We start from the raw sequence: 22,698 nt of genomic DNA, 5'->3' as shown, positions 1-22,698 counted from the left end.
TCGGGGCCTTCCTGCTGTCACGCCCAGTCTTGTAACGCCACGTCGAATTAAACCGACCTGCTGGTATGACACTTTCACGAATCGCGCGCACCACCGCGCTTGCCGCCGCCCTCTGCGCGAGCGCAGCCATCTGTACCGCGACGTCGGCTTCCGCGGACGTAGTCGACGTCACGATCCTTCCGGGTCTCAGCAGCGGGCCGACGACGCCGTACGGAGCTGGTTGCACGTATCTGGTGGTTTCCAGGACAGCAGCGTTGGACGAGCCGAACGTCTCGATTGTCGACATGAACCGGGCATCGACCATGTTCCCGCAGGAATTGATCTGGGACACCGTCAATCCCTACTTCACCTTGCCGGTTGTACTCGGCCATGCCGTCACTCTGTGGACTCCGACTGCACCCGGCGAACACTCTCTGATGGCCTACCAGACGTCCGCGGGCGGGCCGGTCACAACGGTCGATGTCAATCCGGCCACGCCGATCGGTCCGGGGTGCGTCGTCGCACCCTGATCCGCTAGCCCTCCAAGAAGTCGACGAGCACCCGGTTGAGTGCATCGGCCGGGACCATCGGAATACTGTGGTGCGAAGCATCTTCCAACACTTCGACGCGTGCTGCGGGAACAGTTTTCCGCACTGACCTCGACACCGCTTCCGCATCATGCACCCGTCCGTCCTGCGCGAGGACCACCAGCAACTCGACATCCAGTGCGCTCAAGTCCTCCACCGAAGGACGTTGAGGCACTACGAGATCGGGGCGCGGGAGTTCCGAAGCGCCTGCTTCCGCAAGTGACAGCCAGTCGGAGTCGAGGCTCAACTCGCCTGTCTCCCACTCCAACAGTCGCCGTCGGCCAGCCCGCGACGGCTTGAGCAACAGCGGAAGCGCACGCAGAAGGTAGCCCGCCTTCATACCGGAGAAACTCGAATTAGGATCGAGCAGAACAAGTTTCCCGACACGTTCCGGGCGACGCAAAGAAAATGCCAATGCGATCATCGCGCCGTAGGAATGTCCGATCACATCGACAGCGTCGGAGCCGGCGTACTCGACTATCGAGTCCATCCACTCGATCAGATCGTCGGCGGACTTCATCGGATTACCATTCGGAACGCTGCGCCCGGCATCCCCCATGGTGTCGACGGCAAAGACTCGTCGAGATTTCGACAACGCCACAACATTGTCGAACCACACCGTCGAGGTGGCGCCTCCACCGGAAAAGAGGATCAACGGCGTCGAGTCCTCAGGTCCACAGACGTTCACATGCGTGCTCCCGAACCGGCCTGTGAGGTCCACACCCAGCGGTTTCTGCGGCCATTTGGTCAGTACAGCGTCGTATGCGCGATCGAAGTCCATCCCCCACCCCCATTTCTCTCGATTATCGAGATAGTAGACAATCGAGAGACAACACACCAGGGCTGGAGGCATCCTTGAGCGTCGGCGATGCAGAAGACGAAGCGATGGCGATCGTGCACTCGCTTCGCGCACTGACCGTCGACTTGAACGTGGCGGTTTCCGGCTTTGCGAACAAGTACACAATGCACTCCACCGACGTGCGCGCGTTGATCTGCCTTCTCGATGCCGAGCGCTCGGACACACCGGCGACGCCAGGCTGGCTCGGCGCACAACTGGGAATCAACTCGGCATCGGTGACTGCGCTCGTCGACCGCATGGTCAAAGCGGGCCACGTAGCTCGCGAACGGGACTCGGCGGACCGCCGACGGGTGCTCTTGCAGGTCACACCCACTGCAGTCACTCTAGGCGAGAGCTACTTCGATCCGCTCATTTCACGGGCGGTGAGCACCATCGGCAATTACACGGCCACGGAGAGAGCCACCATCGCGAGTTTCATCATCGCGATGCGAGCGGACGTGGAGCGGACTCGAATCGATCGGGAGCCCTCCCCGTGACTCGCATACTTCCCGCTGGAGAATGCGCATTTCTCGTAGACCTCGATTCCGAAGCCGACGTTCTCGCGTTCACCGAAGCACTGACACGGAACACCCCGGTCGGGGTCGAGGACTTCCTCCCGGCAGCTCGCACGGTCCTGGTCACGTGCACCCCGGCGGCAGATCTCACGTACGTCCGGAAGTGCTTGAACGATCTCGAGCAGACCAATTCTGCCTCGATCGCAGACGAACGTTCCGAGGCAGACGCACTCACCATCGCCGTCAGGTACGACGGACCCGACCTCGACGACGTCGCACAGTCACTCGGAATGAGCCGATCCGAGGTGGTTGCGGCCCATACCGAGGCGATGTGGCGTTGCGCCTTCATCGGATTCGCACCCGGCTTCGCCTACCTGACTTCAAACGACACGCGACTCCACGTACCGCGTCGAACTCAGTCACGAACGTCTGTGCCTGCCGGTTCCGTCGCCCTGGCCGCTGGATACAGCGCGGTCTACCCGCGGGCATCTCCGGGCGGCTGGCAGATCATCGGAAGCACCGACACCGTGATGTGGGACCTGAACGCCACTCCACCGGCCACCGTTCAGCCCGGGGGCCGCGTGCGCTTCGCGAACGAGGAACAACGATGAACGGCCTGGAGATACTCGAAACCGGACCGCTGAGCCTGATCCAGGACCTGGGACGGATAGGGCATCTGCGCTCGGGCGTCGGGGTTTCCGGTGCTGCGGACCGGCGATCGCTCGGACTCGGCAATCGACTCGTCGGCAACGACGAGAGCGCGGCCGGTATCGAGGTCCTCCTCGGTGGGCTGAGTCTTCGGTCCCGTCAATCGTCGACGATCGCGTTCACCGGTGCGCCCGCACAGGCCTACCGCGACGGCATTCCGGTCGGGCATGCGAGCGTGATCTCTCTGCGGCCTGGTCAGACCGTCCACCTCGACTACGCACCGAGTGGACTGCGGACGTATCTGACCGTCAGAGGGGGCATTGTGGTTCCCTCGGTCCTGGGATCGCGCAGTACCGACACCATGTCCGGGATCGGTCCGGTACCGCTCGAGCCGGGTGTCGTTCTCCCGATCGGGCCGTCGCCGATCGTGTTCTCGCCGGTCGACCTCGCCCCGGTGCCGCCGATGACAAACGAGACTCTCCACCTTCGAGTCGTCTTCGGTCCACGTGCAGATCGATTCACCAACCCCGAAACGCTCGTCCAGGGGCGATGGGAGGTTTCGAGCGACTCGGACCGGATCGGCGCACGCCTCGGCCGCGTCGGCACCGATGAACTACTTCGAAGAACAGATGACACCGAGCTGCCCACCGAAGGCGTGGCCCTCGGATCGATCCAGGTCCCGCCAAGCGGCCAACCTGTCGTGTTTCTCGCCGATCACCCCATCACCGGCGGTTATCCGGTGGTGGGAGTGGTGGCGGACGCGGATATCGATCGGCTCGGTCAAGCCCGCCCGGGTCAGCACATCCGGTTTGTCGCTGCCTGAGCAGCGCCGAGCATGGTCGTGTCGGACCCTGCCGTCACACTGATGTCGTGCGAGTTGTCCTGGTTCCCGGTAGTACGACGTCCACGGGAGCTGTGACGGCAACTGTCCTACGGACCGATCCCGGTGGAACGCCGCTCGCCGATCCCGTCGATTACCCCGACCTGATCGCGGCGGTGCGCACCATCGAGGAAGCCGAGCACCCGCGGTGGGTGTGGCCGAGTACGGCGACCGTGTACCCACCGCTACTGCGGGCAGGCGTACGGGTTCAGCGGTGCCACGACATTTCCTTGACCCGCGCGATCCTCGGAATGCGCGTCGGTAAACCGTCACCGCCTGCCGACGAGTTCGACGACGATCGCCTCGGCCTCTTCGATACTGCCCCCGTTCTCGATCCCGTCGCTGTCGCCACCGAGTTCGCCGAGCAGCGCGCAACCATCGGCACGGACGCGCGTTTGGATTTGTTGATCGCAGCAGAATCGGCCGGAGCTCTCAGCGCCGCCGAGATGACACACACGGGCCTGCCGTTCTCGACGCAGAAGCATCGCGAACTCCTCGAAGAACGGCTGGGGCCGCGGCCGACGGGATACGACCTCCCTGCTCGCATGCAGGAACTCGCTGCCCAGATCAGTGAGGTCTTCGGGCGCCCGGTCAATCCTTCGTCGTCGGTGGAGATCACCGAGGCGTTCGGGCGTCAGGGCATCGAACTGCCGTCGACGCGCAAGTGGTTTCTGCAGGAAATCGATCACCCGGCGGTCCCGTTGCTGCTGCGTCATCGCGAACTCGCCAAGCTGTACAGCACCAACGGTTGGCAGTGGATGGACAGTTGGGTGCGGGGTGATCGATTCCGCCCGATCTACGTCCCTGGTGGCGTTGTATCCGGCAGGTGGGCGAGCCGGGGCGGCGGGGCTCTGCAGATTCCCAAGACCATGCGCTCGAGCGTCGTCGCCGATCCGGGCCACGTGTTCGTCGTCGCCGACGCCGGTCAGCTCGAGCCCCGAATTCTGGCCGCCATGTCCGGCGACCGCCGCATGATGGCTGCCGCCGGCGACGACGATCTGTACGCACTTGTCGGTGCCGAAGCCTTCGGCGGCGACCGCGCCAAAGCGAAGGTCGCCATCCTCGGAGTCCTGTACGGAGCAACGGCTGGTGAGGCCAAAGCACTGCTCATCTTGTTGCGGAAGCGATTCCCGGTCGCCGTCGAGTACGTCGAGCAAGCTGCCAAGGCAGGCGAGCGCGGCGAGGTCGTGAAGTCGCTGCTCGGCCGGGCCTGTCCCCCACCGTCTCCCGACTTCTCCCACGGCGACGCTCACGCTCGCGGCCGATTCACGCGCAACTTCGTCGTGCAGGCCACCGCCTCCGAGTGGGCGCTCTGCCTCCTGGCCGACCTCAGGCGCCGCCTCGCCGACGATCCGGACGGCGAGTTGGTCTTCTTCCAACACGACGAGGTGGTCGTGCATACGCGAAACCCCGAGTCAGGTACCGCTCACGTGCTGGCCGCTGCGGCTTCGGCAACTCGATTGTTGTTCGGCGACACAGTCGTCCGTTTTCCTATGGACGTCGCCGCCCGCGAGACTTACGGCAAAGGCACTTCGTAGCGTCGTCAATTCCACTCCAAGTGGTTCCACCGCGCCCGTATTGCGTGTTCTACTGGAAAACGTTGCTTTGTTGGTGCTGGTCGACTGTGTTCGAGGAGAACCATGACCAAGCTGGATACAACTGACGCAGAACAGAACGACAGCGGAGCGGTCAAACGCCGTCGACTGCCGATCTTCACCGTGATCGCCCTTGCCATCTTTGCCTTCATTGCAGGTGGATTCGGCGGGTCGTTCCAAGGCAAACTCGCCGAGGTTCAGAAGAACGACAACGCCTCGTACCTCCCGAGTTCCGCCGAATCGACGATCGTCAGCAACCAATCCGCGAACTTCCTCGCGGTCGAGACGATCCCTGGTTTTGTTCTGTTCCATCGGGATTCGGCCCTCACCGAGGCAGACAAGTCTGCGATCGACTCGGCACGTAACTCCATTTCCGGCATCTCCGGAGTTGACGCCGACGGTATGCAGCCCACCCAGTACTCCGCCGACGGCACAACTGCGTCGATCTTCGTGCCACTCGTCGCCAAAGACGGTGACACCGCAGTCGCGGGCGACGTCCTGGCGACCACCGAGCAGAACGTCATCGACGCCGCCGAGCAAGCCGCTGGTGATGTCGAGGTACTCCCTGCTGGACCAGGTGGACTACTCGTCGCTTTCATCGACGCCTTTGCCGGTCTGGACGGAGCGCTGCTGGGCGCGGCACTTCTGGTCGTGATCCTCATCCTGCTTGTCGTGTACCGATCGCCGGTGTTGTGGTTCTTCCCGCTGTTCTCCGCCCTTCTCGCCATCGGCTTGTCGTCGATGGTGATCTACTTCCTCGCGAAGGCCGAAGTACTCACGCTGACCGGCCAATCTCAAGGCATTCTTTTCGTGCTGGTGATCGGAGCCGGTACCGACTACGCCCTACTCTTGATCTCTCGCTATCGCGAAGAACTGCACACCTATCCCAACCGCTTCGACGCGATGATCAAGGCCTGGCGCGAGTCTGCGCCGGCCATCACCGCTTCGGCTGTCACCGTCATTCTCGGACTGCTCTGCCTGACGTTCTCTCAACTCAACTCCAACAAGAGCCTCGGACCCGTCGCCGCCATCGGGATCGCCTGCACCTATCTGGTGATGATGACCTTCATGCCGGTCGCTCTGGCCGCTACCGGACGGTGGGTCTTCTGGCCGCGCAAGCCCAAGGTCGATCACGCCGCAGACCTGACGACGCACGGGATGTGGGGCAAGATCGCCGAGGTCGTCGGTAGCAAGGACCGCCCACTGTGGATCGGCGCCACAGTCTTGTTGATCATCCTGTTCGCAGCCGGGATCGGCAGTCTCAAAACCGATGGCCTGACATCCACCGAAAGCTTCACCAACCGGCCCGACGCCGTTGTCGGACAGGAACTCTACGACTCGAAGTTCGATCCCGGAGCGGGCGCACCGGCCGTGATCACCGCAAACGCCGACCAGGCCGACGCCGTCATCAAGGCCGCCAGCGGCGTCGAAGGTATCTCGCAGGATCCCGGCGCCGTCTGCACCCAGGTGGACGTCGCGAAGGTCAGCGAGCTGATCAAGACCAATCCCGCTGCCGTCGCCCAAGCCGCCGCTGCGGGTTGCGCCCCAGCGGCTTTCACCGTTGCACCGATCGACGGCCGCACCATGATCAATGCAACCCTCGCCGACTCCTACGATTCACCGCAGGCACTCGATACTGTCAAGCGACTGCGGACGGCCGTCCACGACGTGCCCGGCGCCGACGCACTTGTCGGCGGCAGCACGGCCACCACCCTTGACGTCCAGGCCGCCTCGGTCCGCGACAGGAATCTGATCATCCCGATCGTGTTGGTGGTGATCTTCCTGGTCTTGGCCGCTTTGCTTCGCGCTCTGCTGATCCCGGTGATTCTCATTGTCACCGTGGTGCTTTCGTTCGCGGCGACCCTCGGCGTGAGCGGATTCTTCTTCACGCACGTGTTCGGGTTCGCCGGGGCTGATCAGTCTTTCCCGCTGTTCGCCTTCGTGTTCCTCGTCGCACTGGGTATCGACTACAACATCTTCTTGATGACCAGGGTCCGGGAGGAGACGGGAGAATTCGGTACCCGTGCAGGCGTTCTGCGCGGTCTTGCAGTGACGGGCGGCGTGATCACTTCAGCCGGAATCGTCTTGGCCGCAACATTTGCCGTACTGGGCATCCTGCCACTGGTCTTCCTGGCCGAGATCGGTTTTGCCGTGGCCTTCGGCGTGCTGCTCGACACGATCATCGTGCGCAGTGTCCTCGTTCCGGCGCTCTCACACGACATCGGGAAACGTATCTGGTGGCCGTCCGAATTGGCGCGCGCCAAAGACTGACCGACTACAGAAACGCCTCTTTGGTCCACAGATGAAAAAGCGCATAGGCCCGCCAGGGTCGCCATTTCTCGGACAACGCTGCGGCTTCTTTGCCCGACGAGACCCCCAGCGCACGTTTCAAGACCAGATCATCAGGTACGAATGCGTCGCGATCACCGAGAATTCGAACAGTGAGATAGTCAGCGGTCCACGGTCCGATTCCTGTTAGCGACAACAACTCTCGCCGAAATTGGACGGGATCCGCATCCCAGGAGAGATCGAGGCCGTTCGCTGCCGCAGTTGCCAACGTGTGCACCGTTTTTGCGCGCGCAGTGGTCAGTCCGACGGCTTTCTGAATATCCTCCGGCGATAGCGCTGCAATCGAGGCCGGGTCGGGGAAAGCAAGAAACTCCGCGTCCACCGCCGCTCCGAATGCGCCGACGAAACGCCCACCGAACGTCCTCGCCGCACCGAGCGAAACCTGTTGCCCCAGAACGGTGAGCACCGCGGTCTCGAACCCGTCCACCGAGCCGAGCACCCGCAATCCTGGACGGGCGGCCACTAGTGGGGCCAACAACTCATCGCTACCGAACGCTGCTTCGACAGCAGTGTGATCGGCGTCGAGGTCGAGCCAACGACGCACGATCACCTCCAGCTCTGCGGAATCCGATACCGGCACATCGGAATCCACGACAACACCGTCGTCCGTCCACGACACCGACACGACAACCGGGCCGGACGGCAACGGTATGACTCTGGTGTGAACACCGTCGTCGTGACGTTCGAGGCCGGCGACGCAATGAGCCCGCAGGGCACCGGTGAGCGGTTCGACTGCATAGGGCGCCTGAAAGCGCAGCGTCACTGCGCTCACCGGCCGGCTTCCAGATCCAGCAGTATCGCTTTCAGTTCGGGGCCGCCGGCGTACTGCCCGAGGCTGCCGTCGCTGCGCACCACCCGGTGACAGGGGACGACCAACGGCAGTGGGTTCTTGGCGCAGGCGGTCCCCACGGCCCGCACGGCACGTGGGCTGCCCGACGCTGCTGCGACCACCGAATAGCTTGCAGTGTGGCCGTATTCGATCTCGGGAAGATGACGCAACACTTCGCGTCGGAACCCCTTGGCGAGTTGGAAATCCAAGCGCAGATCGAATTCTCGACGAGCACCGGCAAAGTACTCGTCCAACTCGCGAGCGACGGTGTCGAGTCGGCGCGGGTAATGAAGCACTCGGGGACTGACCGTACCGGCCAGCCGGTCCAGAACAAGGTCGTGCCCTTCGACGGCAAAAGCAACCCGCACCAAGCCCACATCGGTCGCTGCGAGCAGTAACTTCCCGACCGGCGAATCTACGGTTCGGTATGCCACGTCGATCAACTCGGCGGCGGAGGCCTCCGCGGCCAGGCGCGCGCGAAGGCGGGCCAGAGCGCCGGCGTCAACTGCTGGAAGTGCCTCGAAAACTTCGGCATCGGTATTCATGAGTGACTCCCTTCCGCAGCGGTGGCGGACAAGTAGGTTCTTCGTAAGGTGGCGATTCCGTCGGCGCCCGCCCGTCTGGCTGCTGCCGGCGTATTGCCGAGGATGTCCGCGATCTCTGCGTACGGCAGCCCACCCAGGAAGTGATAGGCAACTGCCGCGCGTTGTTTGAGCGGTAGCTGTTCGAGGGCGTCCCACAATTCGTGATCCCACGTTCCCGGTACGCCGATTCGCGTCGGCAGTTCCGGAACGTCGTCTGTCGGGACGGCCACTCGGGCACGCACTCGGGTGATGTCGATCGCCTTGCGATGCGCGATGGTCACCAGCCAGGCTTCGACGTTCGCGTCCGGGTTCAGATCCGGATAGGCCCGCATCGCTGCAATGAACGTCTCGGACCACGCGTCCTCGGCGTCGACGGGACCGACCACAGCGCGGCAGACACGCAGGACCACCGCACCGTATTCGGTCACGACGTCTTCGAACGGTTTGAGTGTCACGAGCGGTAGACGTTCCCGATCACCGAATTGTGAGTCGAACGCATCAGAAGAGAACATCCGATTCGCCGCCGTGCTCGCGGTCGAGCAGGAACCTCTTGCGTTCGAGGCCGCCGGCGAAACCGGTCAGGCTGCCGTCGCTACCGACCACGCGATGGCAGGGAACGATGATGCTGATCGGATTCTTGCCGTTGGCAGCGGCGGCAGCACGGATCGCAAGTGGGTTACCCAAAGTTTGCGCGAGCTCCATGTAGGTCCAGGTTTCGCCGTAGGGGATCGTTCGCAAGGTATCCCACACCCGCTTCTGGAACTCTGTGCCCACGGGCGCCAGCGGCACGGAGAACTCCGTGCGATCACCCTCGAAGTACTCGGCGAGCTGCGATTCGACTTCACCGAAGACCGCTGTGGAACGATCACCGAACGTGGACTCGTCCGGCTTGTGACGATGCTCCGCCATGTACAGCCCGCAGAGGTTTTCACCTTCCGCTACCAGCGTCAACGCCCCGATCGGCGAATCGATCACGGTGTGTGTACGGATAGCCGTCATGTCTCGATCCTTCCAGGTTGCGCGGTGCAGCAGGCAGCGGGTGAATTGATTGTCCGTGCCGGCACCGACACCTCGAAGACGCCGCGAGCCTCGTGAATGTGAGATTTACCTGTACTTTGACGTCACATCAGGCAGTATCGAGGGATGGCTCTAGTTTTGCCCGGCAGCTCCACCGTCGTCCGCTCCGTCGGCGACGTGGTGCACTGGTCCCTGTCCACGGTCGCTTTTGCGGTCACCCTGCCCGCTCGACTCGAGGCGCTCCTCTTCTCGGTCGAGAGGTTGGTGGCACGCATCAACCAGATCGCCGACAACGCCGACCGCGTCGTCATCGGAGCCGCCGCCGTGACCGTTCGAGCTGAGACGCTGGTCGAGGCCGTCGAGCAGACCTCGGACATCGCGGGACAGCTCCTCGAGATCTACGAGCCCATTGCGTTGCAGCTCGCGCCGCTGGCGGCCAGATTCGCCGACGACCTGTCCGAGGCGGAGGTCAGCGCCGCGATCAAACTGATCGACCAACTGCCGGAGCTCACCGACCGCGTGACCGCGGTCCTGCCCATCCTCGGAACCTTGGACTCCGTCTCGCCCGAGATCCACGAACTCCTCGGAGTGGTCAAGGACCTGCGTCAGGCGATCGTCGGAGTGCCCGGCTTCCACTTTTTCCGCAAGCGGGGCGAAGCCAAGCTGGATTGATCAGGCCGAGTAGCCGTTGGTTCCGGCTCGCGTCATGACGACCTTCGGAACCACTGCTCGAGACGAGAGCTTGAGCAGTCCGTCCACCAACTCCACGATGTCGTCGACCTTGATCATGGTCTCGGGGGTGATCCGATCGTGCGTCCACGCCGACATGTCCGTGTCGACGTAACCGGGAGCAATGGCCGTCGCGCTCACTCCGTTTCCGGATTCCTCGGCATTGAGTGCTTCGACCATCGAAATGAGTGCAGCTTTGGTGGCTCCGTAGACGGCCAGGCCGCTCTCGGCATACACACCGGCCATCGAGGCGAGAGCGATCACTTTCGCGCCACCGGCAAGGTCCGCGTCCGCCGCAGTGCGCAGGAGCGGCAGTGATGCTTGTAGGAGCGCGAACGGTGTCCGCAGATTGACGGCGACGGTCTTGTCGAAACGTCGCATGGGGTAATCCGCTACTCGCCCACTGGTTCCCACTCCGGCGTTGAGGATGAGGGCCCGCATGGAGCCGAACCGATCGCCGTGCGTGGCGACGAGTGCTGAGGCGAAGTTCTCGTCCGCCATGTCACCTGCCGAGACTACGACGTCCGGCGATCCGGCGCGCGTAAGTTCTTCGGCGACGACCGCAAGTCGTTCGGCGTCACGGGCGGTGATGGTCAGTCCGTACCCTTGAGATGCCAGGCGCGTTGCGATGCCGAGGCCGATTCCCTTGGAGGCGCCGGTGACCAGTGCTGATCGAGTCATTCGAATTTTCCTTGCAGTGCGTTGAGTCCGGCCGAGATCAGTTCCGGCACAGAAGATCCAGCCTTGTCGAATCCTCCGCCGACGGTGGCTCCTGCTCGGAATCGGTGATCGATGCCCTGCGCCACGACGGCGAGTTTGAAGAACCCGAGCGCCATGTAGAAGTTCCAGTGCGCCAGCTCTCGACCCGATACGGTCGAATACCGTTGCGCCAGATCGACAACGGAGGGTAGCGACGGGCTCGTCCACGCGGCAGGTTCACCCAGAACCAGATCCAAGGCGGGGTGCCGGTAGACACACATCATCGCGATGTCCGCCAGCGGATCTCCCAGCGTCGAGAGTTCCCAGTCCACCACTGCGGCAACCTTGGTGACGTCGTTCGCCGCAAGGATCGTGTTGTCGATCCGGTAGTCGCCGTGCACGATCGACGAAGCCGATTCAGCCGGAATCATGTCCGCGAGGCTCGAGGCCAACCTGTCCACGTCTGCCGAGTCCTCGGTCTTGACGCGCGACCATTGACCGGCCCACAACTTCACCTGGCGGGCGACATAACCGTCGGGACGGCCGAGTTCGCCGAGACCCACGGCGTTGTAATCGACGTCGTGCAGGGCGGCCAGTACACGCACCAATTCGTCGGTGCACTGCGTTACCTGCTCTGCCGAAACAGCTTCCAGCTCGGTTTTGGTCCGGATCACCTGACCGGTGACGAACTCGACCACCGTGAACGACGCACCCATCACCGACGCGTCCTCGCACAGCACGACGGTCGGCGCGACCGGTACTGCAGTGTTCTGCAACGCCGAGGTGATTCGGAACTCGCGCGCAACGTCGTGCGCCGACGGCGTGAGACCGGCAGTAGGTGGACGACGCAGAATCCACTTCGAGTTGTCGTCGAAGATTCCGTAGGTGAGATTGGATTTGCCGCCTGAAATCAGTTCGGCTCGCAACTCACCGCTGACCGTGACGCCTGCGGCTTGCAGATACTTGTGGAGCGCCGCGAGATCGAGTCCTGGAAAGTCCGTCACTTCGACTCCTCCCGAGCGGCCCGCTTCGCGGCTCCGACAACACGTTTCGCGATTGCCCAGCGATGAACCTCGGACGGGCCGTCGTAGACGCGGAAGGGACGCACTTCGCGGGACAACCGTGCCAGGGGCAGATCGCCGGACACGCCCATTCCTCCACACATCTGAATGGAGCGGTCGACGATCCGGAAGATCGCCTCGGCCGCATAGGTCTTCGCGATGGAGGTCGCATTGCTGGCGTGTCCACCCTGATCGAGCTCGAAGCAGGCCTGGACCAAGAGCGCGCGGCTGGCCGCGATGTCGATCTCGTTGTCGGCGACCATCTTCTGGATCATTCCGAGATCACCGAGTTTCGAGCCGAAACCTTCACGCTCGGCAACCCTGGCCACGGCAACGTCGTGGCCGCGGCGCGCTGCACCGAGCCAGCGCATCACGTGCGTCATGCGGGCGGGACCGAGGCGAACCTGGGCGTAGGCGAAACCTTGATCGACCTCACCGAGAACAGCCTCGTCGGGAACGAAGAGATCCTCGAACGTGACCTCGCAGTGCCCGCCGATCATGGCCTTGTCCAGGGTGTCGATGTGCCGCCCCACGACGAGACCCGCAGTGTCCGTCGGCGCCAGGAACATGGTCGCTCCGCCGCGCTGCCCGGGCTCGCCGGAGGTGCGCGCCATGATGATGAAGAATCCGGCACCGTCGGCGCCGGTGATGAACCACTTCTTACCGTTGATCTTCCAGCCGCCGGGGACCTTCTCCGCGCGGGTGTTCAAGGCCGAGGGGTCGGATCCGGCTCCGGGCGCAGGCTCGGTCATGGCGAAGGCCGACCGCATGTCCCCGCTCGCGAGCGGCGCGAGGAACTGCTGCTTCTGCGCTTCGTTCGCGACGTGGGCCAGCATGTGGACATTGCCCTCGTCCGGCGCAGCGATGTTGAGCGCAGTCGGGCCGAAGAGCGAGTAGCCGGCTTCCTCGAAGACCGGCGCGCGATCACTCATGTTGAGCCCGTGGCCGCCGTATTCGATCGGCGCATGCGGGGCGAAGACACCTGCTTCTTTTGCTGCCGCCTGCATCTCGATACGGATGGCGTCGCCACCCGCGACGGCGATGTCACCGGCGTGTTCGTCTTCGATGGGGAGCACTACGTTGCGCGTGAAGTCGCGCGTCTTCTCGATCAGCGCCACCACCTCGGGCGCGTACGTCAGATCGATTGCCACCAGACACCTCCGAATGAACATCCCGACCGAGCGATCGCTCGGTACCAGCACTCTCGCACACGCCGACGCGTCGGGTCAACAATCCTCGAGCATCGCCTCGCCCTGATCGAGCCTGCCGGCAACCACCATGTCGCGGTACAGATCGTCCTTGTCCATGAGCTCGTCATGGTTGCCGATGTTGCGGATCCGACCGTCCTCCATGACCACGATCCAGTCGGCGTCACGCACCGTCGAGAGCCGGTGAGCGATAGTCACCACGGCGCCGGTGCGCGCACGTTCGTTGATCGCGTCGACAATCGCGGCTTCGGTGAGCGTGTCGACCTGGGCAGTGGCTTCGTCGAGCAGAAGCAAAGCACTCGGCCGCAGAACTGCGCGCGCCATCGCGATCCGCTGACGTTGGCCGCCCGACAGCGAAGTGGCCGTCAGAGCGGTGTCGAGTCCGTTGGGCAGGGCCTCGATCGCGTCGTCGAGCCGGAGCAAGCGCAGAACGGCCTGTACTTCTTCGTCCGTCGCATCGGGATGGCTGAAGACGACGTTCTCCCGAATCGTTCCGGGCACCACCGGTGTCTCCTGCTCCACGTACGCGAGACTCTCGCGCACAGCGCGGTGATCGAGCGCGTCGTAACCGACTCCATGCAGGAGAACCTCACCCGATCTCGGTTCGACAAATCGCAGCACGGTCGAGAGCAATGTCGTCTTTCCGGCACCCGACGGGCCGACGATGGCCATGTGCCCACGCTCGGGGATGACCAGCGAGACATCGCGCAACGCAGGCTGGTTGGAGCCGTGGTAGCTCACGGTGACGTCGCGCAACTCGATCAGCGGCGCGGCTGCGCTCGTTTTCTCGACTACGTCCACGACCTCGTCGTACTGCTCGGTGGGCAACGATTGCATCTCGCGGATCCGGATAGCTGCCGCGATTCCCGACTGAACGGACGTCACGTTCTGCGCAAGCTCGGACACCGGCCCCATCAGTGTGAAGGCGTAGAGCAGAAACGCGATGAGCGTCGAGACTGCCATTTCGCCGTCGGCGACTCGCCAGGCACCAAAGCCGAGAATGGCAATGATCGAGCCTTGAATGGCGGTCCACGCGACAGTCCACGCGGTTGCCGACACTCGAACCGCCGTGATCGCATGCTTTTTCGCATCGGACGCGTTGTTCGTCACCAGAGCGCCGACGCGATCCTCGGCCAGGGAAACCTTGACCGTCCGGATCGCACGTAAACCGCCCTCGAGAACGCCGCCGAGCTGACCGAGCGATTCCTGGGTTCGCGCCTCGGCTGCGGAGATCCGCGGCATCAGAACGGCAAAGAGTATGGAGGCGAACACGATTGCCACCATGGTCACACCCAGCAACGGCAGATCCAGAACGCCCATCAGAACGATTGTTCCGATGGTCAACGCGGCTGCGTTGAGAATATTCACTGCGGCCGACGACGCCGCCTCCCGCAGCAGCAAGGTGTCCGAGGTGACCCGGGTGACCAATTCGCCGACGGATCGCGATTGCAGCGAAGGCACGGTCGCGGCGAGGAATCGCCTCACGAGCGAAGACCGGGCGTCGAAGACAACCTTCTCGGCAGCGGTCCCGAGAACGATCCACTGAGCACAGCCGAGCACCGCACCGACGACCAGGAGGACGACGAGCGTGAGGATCGGCCCCTTCAGCGACGCACCGGTGTCGAGGGTGTCGAGAACCCATTTGGTGACCATCGGCGTTGCCAGCGTTGCCGCGGAACCGCACAGAGCCAGCACCAATCCGAGGAGGAGCGAGGGCAGATGCGGGCGAGCGAACTCCGAGAGGACGCGGAGATTGCTCCACTTCGGCGCGGGCTGAGGCGCATCGGATTCAAGCATGAATTTATGGAACACGAATGTTCCATAAAGGGCAAGAGGAATTCCGATACGGAAACACTGGATACCGAAACCTGACACGGCTACGCTTCGAATTCGTGACAACGATCCACAGCGCACCAGAACAAAGCGCGACCCGCGAGCGCACCCGGAAGGCCATCCTCGATGCTGCCGTTTCGGTGTTCGCATCCAAGCCGGCCGCGACGCTCAGCGAGATCGCCTCGGCCGCGAAGGTCGGACGAACCACCTTGCACCGCTACTTTCCCGAACGGTCAGACCTGGTCGACGCAGTCGCCGCCGAGGCCACCCGCGCCGTCGGTGAGGCCGCAGCGGCGGCGCGACTCGGTGAGGGCACCGGAGCCGAGGCACTGGTTCGCCTGTGCCATGAATACTTCGAACTGGCCGACCTTTTGACGGTCCTGTTCTTCACTCCCGGCGTGTATCAAGAAGATTCGTTTGCCGAGTCCGCGTCGAACGACGACGACGTCACCGACGCCATCGAGCGCGGACACTCCGACGGGTCCATCGACCCCGACATGGGTTCGGACTGGGTGCAGAACCTGCTGTGGTCACTGCTCTACACGTCCATGGACTACGTGAACCGCGGTTCCGGGACGCGACTACAGGCCTTGGACCTGACGGTTCGCAGCCTCCGCCGCGGAATCGCGCCCGATCCCGCGGTCTAGGTTGTCGGCTGCTTGAACAGCGGCACGCCGTTTGGTCACACCCAATTTGCGGTAGATCGAGCGAATGTGTGTCTTCACGGTGGGGTAGGCAATGCCGAGGTGCGCAGCGATCTCGTCCGCAGTCATCGTGGTGCGCAGAAACGTGAGAATCTCGTTCTCACGTTCCGTCAGAACTCCTGTGAGCTGGGCAGAGAGCCGGCTCCGTTTTTCCAGAATCGTGCGCAGGAGTTCCTGGTGTCTCGACCCTTGTACTGCGTGCGCGTTCAAGAGATCGACAATTACCGGATCGCCGCTGAGAAAAGGGGCGAGAATCCGCTCGGGTCTTGCCTCCGCAAGCGCACGATCCAACTGCTCGTGCGCCTGCGATCCACGCCCTGCGACGGAACTCAGCGCAGCAGACGTGACAAGTGTGCTCACCAACGCATATCGGGGTAGCCCCGCCGAGGTTGCCAAACGAAGCGCCCGAGCCGACGATTCCGGATCTCCCAAGACTCGATAGAGCTCCGCGAGAAGGGCATGAGCGACCGCAGCACCGGTTCGGGTCAGCGTGGGCGTTGCGATCCGGCGCGCTTGATCGTCCTGCCCCTGAGCGTGGGCGAGCCAGGCCGTGGTGACGCGTCGCAATGTATCCCAAGGAATGCCGTGCTTGTCCGCAGTGCTCACGCCGCGCAGCAGACGAGCGGCGTTGTGGTACCGGTCTTCCCGGTTCAGAGCGATCAGGCTCATCACCAGGTACAGCCGGGCGAGCGCCTCGAAGTTGGTTCCGGGACTGCCGTCGACGATGATCGAGTCGAACTGAGCGATCGCCTCCTCGAAGTCGCCACGCCAGTACGCGATGCATCCTCGATTCGACTGCGGGAGGCCACCTTCGAAGCGTTCCCAGTCGGACGCCACTTCTCGGGACGGGAGGCCGTCGAGAATCTGTTCGGCTTCGGTGAATGCTCCCGCGTGGGTGAGGGCAAACGCCAAATTGGATTGCGCCAGACGAAATGTCTCCGCACGCGACTGCAACTGTGCCTCATCGCTGGCGGAACGAAGTAGCGCGATGGCACGAGGAAGATCACGACGAAGCCTGATCTCGGTCCATCCGAGGAGGAACAGCGCGGACGGGTAATCGTCTTCGGGCTCGCACTGGGAGAGCGCGTGGCGCGCGCGATCGGCGATCACGGCCTTGGTCGAGGTGTCCGGAGCGAGCAGCAGGTCGGTGAAGCAGACGACAAAATCGTCCGACGCCACCCGCAGACCCTGCCCGCGGAGAAACTCCGCGCCGTACGGGTCGCCGCTGAGGTCACGGCAGCACGCTCTTATCAGCAGGATGTGCGGATCGTGCGGATCGGGATGAGCAAGGCAGAGTTGCTCCAGTTCCCTGGTATGAGATTCGAGAATCAGACGGAGCCAATTCTTCCGCAGCACGCGTCGAGCCTGCTCCGCTTCACCGGAGGCGAGTGCATCACGCACGGCTTCGATCATGTGTCGAAGATACTCGAGACATTCGACCGCCGTGGAAATCCGGTCTCATCCGCTTCGGATGAGACGGCGATCGAAGCCTGCGGAAACCGGTGAGAATTGCCGCAATCAACCGAATTGCGCCAGTCGGCGGAATACCGGTGCGCAGGCCCGACACGAACGGACAAGACACATGAGTTTCTGGGAAAGCCTCGGCTGGATGCTGTGGGCGACCGTCTTCATCGGATATCTCTTCGCGCTGTTCGCGATCATCGCCGACCTGTTCCGCGACCACAAGCTGAGCGGCTGGTTGAAAGCTGTCTGGATATTTTTCCTGCTCTTCCTGCCCATCCTCACCGCGCTCGTCTACCTCGTCGCCCGCGGCGAAGGGATGACGGAACGCAGCAACAAGGCCGCACGTGACGCCGAGAACGCTGCCGAATCGTATATCCGCGAGGTCGCAGGAAAGAGCCCCAGCGAGGAGATCGCCACAGCCGCAGCGTTGCTCGAAGCCGGAGCGATCAACGAGGACGAGTTCGCCGCACTGAAACTGAAGGTCCTGTCGTGAGTGCCCGCTTCGGACCTGTCGACTTCTATCTTCTCGGCCTGCCGGGAGCCGGCCTCGATCCCGCCGCGCTCTCCGCGCTCACCGACCTCACGGATACCGGCCTGGTGCGACTGCTCGATCTGATCCTCATCGCCAAGGCCGAGGACGGTGAACTCACCCTCGTCGAGGTCGAGGAACTACCGAACGGCTTCGAGATCAGCGTCGAGATGCTCGGCGCGTCCGGTCTGCTCGGGCACGACGACATCACCGAACTCGCGGCGGCAATCCCCGCCGGCGCGTCAGCGCTGCTGGTCGCTCTCGAGCTGGTCTATCAGCGCGAACTCGCCGCCCGGACCGCCGAGTCCGGCGCGGTGCTGCTGGGCTACGAGCGGATACCCGCACCCGTCGTCAACGCCCTCATGGACACGATCATCCCGAAATTGGAGGTCTGACATGCCGTACATCCCGAGACGAGGACGCCCCGGACTGTTGGGCCTCGCCGCCCGTACCGCGGTCGTGACCGGTACCGCGACCGCCGTCAGCGACGGCATGGCCACTCGCCGGCAACGGAGAGCCCAGGCCGAATACGAGCACGCACAGTACGAGTTTGCGCAGCAGCAGGCCGTACTCCCGATTCCCGTACCCACACCCACAGCCTCGGTCGATCTCGTCGCGGAGTTGCAGAAACTCGGCGACCTCAAATCGCAGGGCCTACTGAGCGAATCAGAGTTCGAAGCAGCGAAAGCACGACTGCTCGGCTGATTCACCCCCGATGGAGCGAGGGATCCCCGCTCCCGTGCCGTACCCGACACCGAATGGAACCAGTTATGTCCGCGATCGCAGTCAACGTCCTGAACTTCAATCGGGCAGAATCCGACCTCATGTTCGCTCGCCTGGCCGCGGGCGTCGGCCTGGGCACGTGGAACCACACTCGTGATCTCGGGTCACTCGACAACCAGCCGATCATCCGCCAGAACCGCGACACCTTGTACAGCAGCGCGATCATCGACGTGCGCGAGAACGTCACGATCACGGTGCCCGATACCGGCAAGCGCTACATCTCCGTGTGGGTGGTCAGTCAAGATCACTACGGTCCCGTCATCTTGCGCGATCCGGGAGAGCACCTGCTCACGCGCGAATTGGTTGGGACCGACTACGCCGCGCTGATCGTGCGCATCCTCGTCGATCCGAACAGTCCCGAAGACGTCACCGAGGTGAACCGGTTGCAGGACGCCCTCACCATCGACGGCGGCGGAACCGGTGAGTTCCCGATGCCCGGCTACGACGAGCAGTCGCAGACCGAGACCCGCGACGCGCTCCTCGCACTCGCGCGTGGCATCACCACCTACGACCATTCATTCGGCACCGCTGCGGAAGTCGACCCCATCAGGCACCTGCTCGGTACCGCCTCCGGATGGGGTGGCCTTCCCGAGTACGAGGCCACCTACGTCAACTTCGACGAAGGTCTCCCGGTCGGGGAATACCGTCTCCGCCTAACCGACGTTCCCGTGGATGCGTTCTGGTCGGTCTCGCTGTACAACGCAGCGGGATACTTCGAAGAGAACGCCCTGGGTGTGAACAGCATCAACAGCCTCACCGCCGCCCTCGATGCCGACGGCAGCACGACTATCCGCTTCGGTGTTCACCTCGACGGCGTCGCGAACGCACTGCCCATCATGCCGGGCTGGAACTACGTGCTGCGCCTGTACCGCCCCCACCCCTCCGTGCTCGACGGCTCCTGGACGGCTCCTCGTCCCGAAGCGCTCTGACGAAGCGTTTCCCCACGCACACACCACTCTCGGGTGATTCGACCCGCCCACGGAGGTACAAGCCATGCGTCTGCTGTTTCAGCTCGTTTCGCAATGCGTACTCGGCGCGATCGCGCTGATCGTCGTTCATTTCGCTTTACCCGGGGTCAGCCTGAGCGTCAACGGTTTCTTGGCCGCTATCGGTGTATTCACCCTCGCCCACATGATTCTCGGCCCGTTCGTGCTCAGCGTGGCACTGCACTATGCGGCTCCACTCGCGGGTGGTGTCGGCTTGGTCGCCACACTGCTCGCGCTCTGGGTTGCGACCCTGGTCCCCGACGGCATTGCGATCAGCGGCGTCGGGTCCTGGATCCTCGCCCCGATCATCGTGTGGGTGATCACGGCGTTGGGAGGGTGGATCTTCATGGCTCTCGTCATCGACAAGTGGATCAAGAGACGTAATGCCGAAAAGCTCGTGCGCAGTGTGCAGAAGGCATGAATGATCAGTGCAGAAACGGAACCCACGAGGAGTCAGCCATGCCAACTCACCCGCTCGATCGTCGCGTTCTCCTGAAGACCGCTCCGAACTTCCGGGACCTCGGTGGCATTCCCGTTGCAGACGGCACCGTCCGCGCCGGCGCGCTCTATCGTTCGGCGACGCTGGCAAAACTCGACGGCGACGACGTTGCCGCGGTCGCCCGCCTGGACGTTCGGACTGTGTACGACCTGAGGACCGCAGCTGAGCGCGACGGCGCACTCGACAATCTCCCTGACTCCACGCGGACAGTCTGGCTCGACGTTCTCGCCGACAATGCCCACAACGCCGCGGCCACAGGACTACTCATGACGGACCCGGCCGCGTACGCCGAGAGTGTCAGCGGTGGCCGTGGGATCGCGCAGATGGAGGAAGCCAACCGCAACTTCGTCAGCCTGCCGTCCGCACTCGACGCCTATCGCACGTTCTACCTCGACCTCATCGACGAAAAACGCGCCGGGGCAGCACTTTTCCACTGCACCACCGGCAAGGATCGAACCGGATGGGCCGCAACTTCTTTCCTGCTCCTCCTCGGCGCCGACGAAGCCGATGTACGCGCCGACTATCTGGAGACGAACACTGATCTGGCGCCCATGACGGAACCGATCCTCGACTTCGCCGCGAGCAAAGGCGTTGACGGAGAACTGCTCCGGCCCCTCCTCGGAGTCCGTGACAGCTACTTCGACGCCGCGCTGGACGAAATGCGCACGCACTTCGGCACAATCGAGGACTACGCACTCAACGGACTCAAGCTCACCGCAGAGCAACTCACCACGCTCCGCGAGCGGTTCATATCAAGATCGGGCCTCGTCAGCGCGACGTGATCGAAGCTCTGGCTGGGCAGGAATCCGTGCCCTCGTCCTGCTTCTTCGGGCGATTGTCCACGCGGGTGACCACGATGACGGCGAGGATGCCCACCGCCAATCCGAGCGCGGTGAACGGAGTGAAGGATTCTCCGAACATCAGTGCGCCCCAAACCGCGGTGACCGGAGCGATCAAGAACATCAAGGTGTTGACGGACGTGATGCCGATGCGACGCAGCAACAACCAGTACAGGCCGTAACCGCCGAAGGTGGACAACACGATCAACCAGAGCAATGCGATCCAGAATGTGTTGACACTCGGCGGTGCGGCAGCACCCGAAGCGAACGCAAGAGTCGTGAAAACTATTGCGCTGGTTGAGCAGTGGATGGCCAAGGCCTGCAGTGGTGGCATGGACGTGGGAGCGCGTTGCTGGACGAAGGTGGATGCAACCAGGCTCACCATCCCCAGGAACGGAATCGCGTAGGCCCACCACGGCGCCGATGTACCGGCTCCGGCGTCCGCTGCCGTGACCATCGCGACGCCGCCAAGTCCTATCACCAACCCGACCCACTGCATCCGCGGGACTGCGACGCCGAGGACCGGACCGAGCAGCGCGGCTGCCACCAGCGGCTGAATACCGTCGATCAGCGCAGTTGTCCCGGTGTTCACGCCGAGATCGACTGCCCAGTACACAGACAACAGGTAACCGCTCTGGGAGAGCATCCCGATCACTACCTGCCTGCCGAGCGCTCGCGGTGTCGGCATCGTGTTCCGGCGCCGCGCGGAGAGCCAGACAATCGGGACGAGCACCACCGCGAGCGGGAGAAAACGCCACATCAGCAGCGTGGGTACCTCGGCACTGCCGGCGCCGAGTTTGGCCCCGATGAACCCTGAACTCCAGCACGCGACGAACAGGATCGACAAGGTGGCCGTCACGGCAGATCTCGAGGTCAGAATCCGAGGTATACCGATCTGTTTACTCATGGATTCGACTATACAGATCGGTATACTTTTGTCCATGGCAGAGGAATCCGTACCCGAATTGACTCCGAAAGCACGTCGCATCCTGGATTCGGCGTCGAAGTTGTTCTACGAAAAGGGAATTCACGCCGTCGGTGTGGATACCGTCGCACTGGACGCCGGGGTCACGAAGAAGACTTTGTACGAGCGGTTCGGCTCGAAAGACGGTCTCGTCGTGGAATATCTGAAGGATCGAGATCGGCGGTGGCGGAACTTTCGCGACAAGAAGTTGGCATCAGCCGGACACAGCCGCGCCGAACAGTTGAGTGCGGTGTTCGATGCTTCCGCCTCCTGGTCGAGGGCGAGCGGAGGCAAGGGGTGCAGCATGATCAACGCTCACGCTGAGTTCAGTGATCGCTCACATCAGGTATTCGCTGTCATCGCCGAACAGAAGCAGGAAATGTTGGACGTCTTTCGGCGCATTCTGGCGACGGACGGGCAAGCCGACGAACGTCTCGTCGAGGCAATCATGCTGCTTCACGAAGGTGCCCTCGTCGCAGACGGGATCGGTATCGGCACCGACCCCTTCGGGGCCGGCCGGGACGCGGCGCTCGAATTGCTGAAGAACTCAGACTGATTCGCGGAGTTGCATCAGCCAAT

The 22,698-nt window shown here is 63.2% G+C and carries 26 protein-coding genes; 15 read left to right on the top strand and 11 right to left on the bottom strand.

Annotated features, from left to right (window positions below; genetic code table 11):
- Window positions 1-65 precede the first annotated feature (65 nt).
- Window positions 66-509 carry a hypothetical protein gene (locus G8767_RS00520; protein ID WP_166809040.1) on the top strand — a complete coding sequence of 148 codons (444 nt, stop codon included), beginning with the start codon at window positions 66-68 and terminating at the stop codon, window positions 507-509.
- Between the two features lie 4 nt (window positions 510-513).
- Here the strand turns inward: G8767_RS00520 and G8767_RS00515 are convergent, their stop codons facing one another.
- A complete protein-coding gene (locus G8767_RS00515; RefSeq protein ID WP_166809039.1) occupies window positions 514-1,347 on the bottom strand; it encodes an alpha/beta hydrolase in 834 nt (277 codons plus the stop codon).
- 74 nt (window positions 1,348-1,421) lie between these two features.
- Here G8767_RS00515 and G8767_RS00510 point away from each other — a divergent pair, with 74 nt between their 5' ends.
- From G8767_RS00510 to G8767_RS00490, 5 genes are all read left to right on the top strand, one after another.
- Window positions 1,422-1,901: a MarR family transcriptional regulator gene (locus tag G8767_RS00510; RefSeq protein WP_166809038.1), complete on the top strand. Its 480-nt coding sequence runs from the start codon at window positions 1,422-1,424 to the stop codon at window positions 1,899-1,901.
- Window positions 1,898-2,530, top strand: coding sequence for an allophanate hydrolase subunit 1 (locus G8767_RS00505; RefSeq protein WP_166809037.1), 633 nt, complete (start codon window positions 1,898-1,900; stop codon window positions 2,528-2,530). The genes G8767_RS00510 and G8767_RS00505 overlap by 4 nt, the downstream gene beginning before the upstream one ends.
- Window positions 2,527-3,390: a biotin-dependent carboxyltransferase family protein gene (locus G8767_RS00500; RefSeq protein WP_166809036.1), complete on the top strand. Its 864-nt coding sequence runs from the start codon at window positions 2,527-2,529 to the stop codon at window positions 3,388-3,390. The genes G8767_RS00505 and G8767_RS00500 overlap by 4 nt, the downstream gene beginning before the upstream one ends.
- A 47-nt stretch (window positions 3,391-3,437) precedes the next feature.
- The gene (locus tag G8767_RS00495) at window positions 3,438-4,985 is read left to right on the top strand and encodes a bifunctional 3'-5' exonuclease/DNA polymerase (RefSeq protein WP_166809035.1); all 1,548 of its coding nucleotides are present in this window, start codon (window positions 3,438-3,440) and stop codon (window positions 4,983-4,985) included.
- Between the two features lie 102 nt (window positions 4,986-5,087).
- Window positions 5,088-7,313, top strand: coding sequence for an MMPL family transporter (locus G8767_RS00490; RefSeq protein WP_124569174.1), 2,226 nt, complete (start codon window positions 5,088-5,090; stop codon window positions 7,311-7,313).
- A 4-nt stretch (window positions 7,314-7,317) separates the two neighbouring features.
- On the opposite strand, the gene G8767_RS00485 is transcribed toward G8767_RS00490, so the two are convergent.
- From G8767_RS00485 to G8767_RS00470, 4 genes are read right to left on the bottom strand one after another with little or no spacing between them, the layout of a single operon-like run.
- Window positions 7,318-8,163 carry a DNA-3-methyladenine glycosylase 2 family protein gene (locus G8767_RS00485; RefSeq protein WP_166809034.1) on the bottom strand — a complete coding sequence of 282 codons (846 nt, stop codon included), beginning with the start codon at window positions 8,161-8,163 and terminating at the stop codon, window positions 7,318-7,320.
- The gene (locus G8767_RS00480) at window positions 8,160-8,765 is read right to left on the bottom strand and encodes a methylated-DNA--[protein]-cysteine S-methyltransferase (RefSeq protein WP_124569172.1); all 606 of its coding nucleotides are present in this window, start codon (window positions 8,763-8,765) and stop codon (window positions 8,160-8,162) included. Before G8767_RS00480 ends, G8767_RS00485 begins: the two co-directional genes overlap by 4 nt.
- Entirely contained in the window at window positions 8,762-9,316 is a 555-nt protein-coding gene (locus G8767_RS00475) for a sigma-70 family RNA polymerase sigma factor (RefSeq protein ID WP_124569171.1), read from the bottom strand. Before G8767_RS00475 ends, G8767_RS00480 begins: the two co-directional genes overlap by 4 nt.
- Window positions 9,303-9,803 (bottom strand): methylated-DNA--[protein]-cysteine S-methyltransferase, encoded by a 501-nt coding sequence (locus G8767_RS00470; RefSeq protein ID WP_166809033.1) that lies wholly within the window; start codon window positions 9,801-9,803, stop codon window positions 9,303-9,305. Before G8767_RS00470 ends, G8767_RS00475 begins: the two co-directional genes overlap by 14 nt.
- 144 nt (window positions 9,804-9,947) lie before the next feature.
- On the opposite strand from G8767_RS00470, the gene G8767_RS00465 reads away from it, so the two are divergent.
- A complete protein-coding gene (locus G8767_RS00465) occupies window positions 9,948-10,493 on the top strand; it encodes a ribulose 1,5-bisphosphate carboxylase large subunit (RefSeq protein ID WP_095973117.1) in 546 nt (181 codons plus the stop codon).
- Here the strand turns inward: G8767_RS00465 and G8767_RS00460 are convergent, their stop codons facing one another.
- The 4 genes from G8767_RS00460 to G8767_RS00445 all read right to left on the bottom strand — a co-directional run bounded on the left by G8767_RS00460 (window position 10,494) and on the right by G8767_RS00445 (window position 15,315).
- On the bottom strand, window positions 10,494-11,231 hold the full coding sequence (locus G8767_RS00460; protein WP_095973116.1) for an SDR family oxidoreductase: 738 nt from the start codon (window positions 11,229-11,231) through the stop codon (window positions 10,494-10,496).
- Window positions 11,228-12,253, bottom strand: coding sequence for a phosphotransferase family protein (locus G8767_RS00455; protein ID WP_166809032.1), 1,026 nt, complete (start codon window positions 12,251-12,253; stop codon window positions 11,228-11,230). Before G8767_RS00455 ends, G8767_RS00460 begins: the two co-directional genes overlap by 4 nt.
- Window positions 12,250-13,461: an acyl-CoA dehydrogenase family protein gene (locus G8767_RS00450; protein WP_166809031.1), complete on the bottom strand. Its 1,212-nt coding sequence runs from the start codon at window positions 13,459-13,461 to the stop codon at window positions 12,250-12,252. Before G8767_RS00450 ends, G8767_RS00455 begins: the two co-directional genes overlap by 4 nt.
- Window positions 13,462-13,536: 75 nt before the next feature.
- Window positions 13,537-15,315 (bottom strand): ABC transporter ATP-binding protein, encoded by a 1,779-nt coding sequence (locus G8767_RS00445; protein ID WP_166809030.1) that lies wholly within the window; start codon window positions 15,313-15,315, stop codon window positions 13,537-13,539.
- A 95-nt stretch (window positions 15,316-15,410) separates the two neighbouring features.
- Here G8767_RS00445 and G8767_RS00440 point away from each other — a divergent pair, with 95 nt between their 5' ends.
- Window positions 15,411-15,998 carry a TetR/AcrR family transcriptional regulator gene (locus G8767_RS00440; RefSeq protein ID WP_095973114.1) on the top strand — a complete coding sequence of 196 codons (588 nt, stop codon included), beginning with the start codon at window positions 15,411-15,413 and terminating at the stop codon, window positions 15,996-15,998.
- On the opposite strand, the gene G8767_RS00435 is transcribed toward G8767_RS00440, so the two are convergent.
- Window positions 15,933-17,468 (bottom strand): LuxR family transcriptional regulator, encoded by a 1,536-nt coding sequence (locus G8767_RS00435; protein WP_166809029.1) that lies wholly within the window; start codon window positions 17,466-17,468, stop codon window positions 15,933-15,935. The genes G8767_RS00440 and G8767_RS00435 overlap by 66 nt on opposite strands.
- Before the next feature lie 169 nt (window positions 17,469-17,637).
- Between G8767_RS00435 and G8767_RS00430 the strand changes: the two genes are divergently transcribed.
- From G8767_RS00430 to G8767_RS00405, 6 genes are all read left to right on the top strand, one after another.
- Window positions 17,638-18,012, top strand: coding sequence for a PLD nuclease N-terminal domain-containing protein (locus G8767_RS00430; protein WP_124569165.1), 375 nt, complete (start codon window positions 17,638-17,640; stop codon window positions 18,010-18,012).
- Window positions 18,009-18,443 (top strand): DUF6325 family protein, encoded by a 435-nt coding sequence (locus tag G8767_RS00425; RefSeq protein WP_095973111.1) that lies wholly within the window; start codon window positions 18,009-18,011, stop codon window positions 18,441-18,443. The genes G8767_RS00430 and G8767_RS00425 overlap by 4 nt, the downstream gene beginning before the upstream one ends.
- A gap of 1 nt (window position 18,444) precedes the next feature.
- Window positions 18,445-18,753: an SHOCT domain-containing protein gene (locus G8767_RS00420; protein ID WP_166809028.1), complete on the top strand. Its 309-nt coding sequence runs from the start codon at window positions 18,445-18,447 to the stop codon at window positions 18,751-18,753.
- A gap of 65 nt (window positions 18,754-18,818) precedes the next feature.
- Complete coding sequence (locus G8767_RS00415) at window positions 18,819-19,760, top strand: DUF1214 domain-containing protein (RefSeq protein WP_166809027.1); 942 nt, start codon at window positions 18,819-18,821, stop codon at window positions 19,758-19,760.
- 64 nt (window positions 19,761-19,824) lie between these two features.
- Complete coding sequence (locus G8767_RS00410; protein ID WP_070385180.1) at window positions 19,825-20,238, top strand: phage holin family protein; 414 nt, start codon at window positions 19,825-19,827, stop codon at window positions 20,236-20,238.
- 38 nt (window positions 20,239-20,276) lie between these two features.
- Window positions 20,277-21,098, top strand: coding sequence for a tyrosine-protein phosphatase (locus G8767_RS00405; RefSeq protein ID WP_235170383.1), 822 nt, complete (start codon window positions 20,277-20,279; stop codon window positions 21,096-21,098).
- Here G8767_RS00405 and G8767_RS00400 read toward each other — a convergent pair.
- Window positions 21,085-22,062: a DMT family transporter gene (locus G8767_RS00400; RefSeq protein ID WP_206028785.1), complete on the bottom strand. Its 978-nt coding sequence runs from the start codon at window positions 22,060-22,062 to the stop codon at window positions 21,085-21,087. The genes G8767_RS00405 and G8767_RS00400 overlap by 14 nt on opposite strands.
- Before the next feature lie 34 nt (window positions 22,063-22,096).
- Here G8767_RS00400 and G8767_RS00395 point away from each other — a divergent pair, with 34 nt between their 5' ends.
- Window positions 22,097-22,675 carry a TetR/AcrR family transcriptional regulator gene (locus G8767_RS00395; protein WP_166809025.1) on the top strand — a complete coding sequence of 193 codons (579 nt, stop codon included), beginning with the start codon at window positions 22,097-22,099 and terminating at the stop codon, window positions 22,673-22,675.
- Window positions 22,676-22,698 lie beyond the last annotated feature (23 nt).

This window comes from Rhodococcus sp. IC4_135, assembly GCF_011602025.1.
In the GTDB taxonomy this organism is placed as follows: domain Bacteria; phylum Actinomycetota; class Actinomycetes; order Mycobacteriales; family Mycobacteriaceae; genus Rhodococcus_F; species Rhodococcus_F baikonurensis.
The sequence above is the reverse complement of the archived record's forward strand: the minus strand, read 5'-3'. Positions and strand labels throughout refer to the sequence as shown.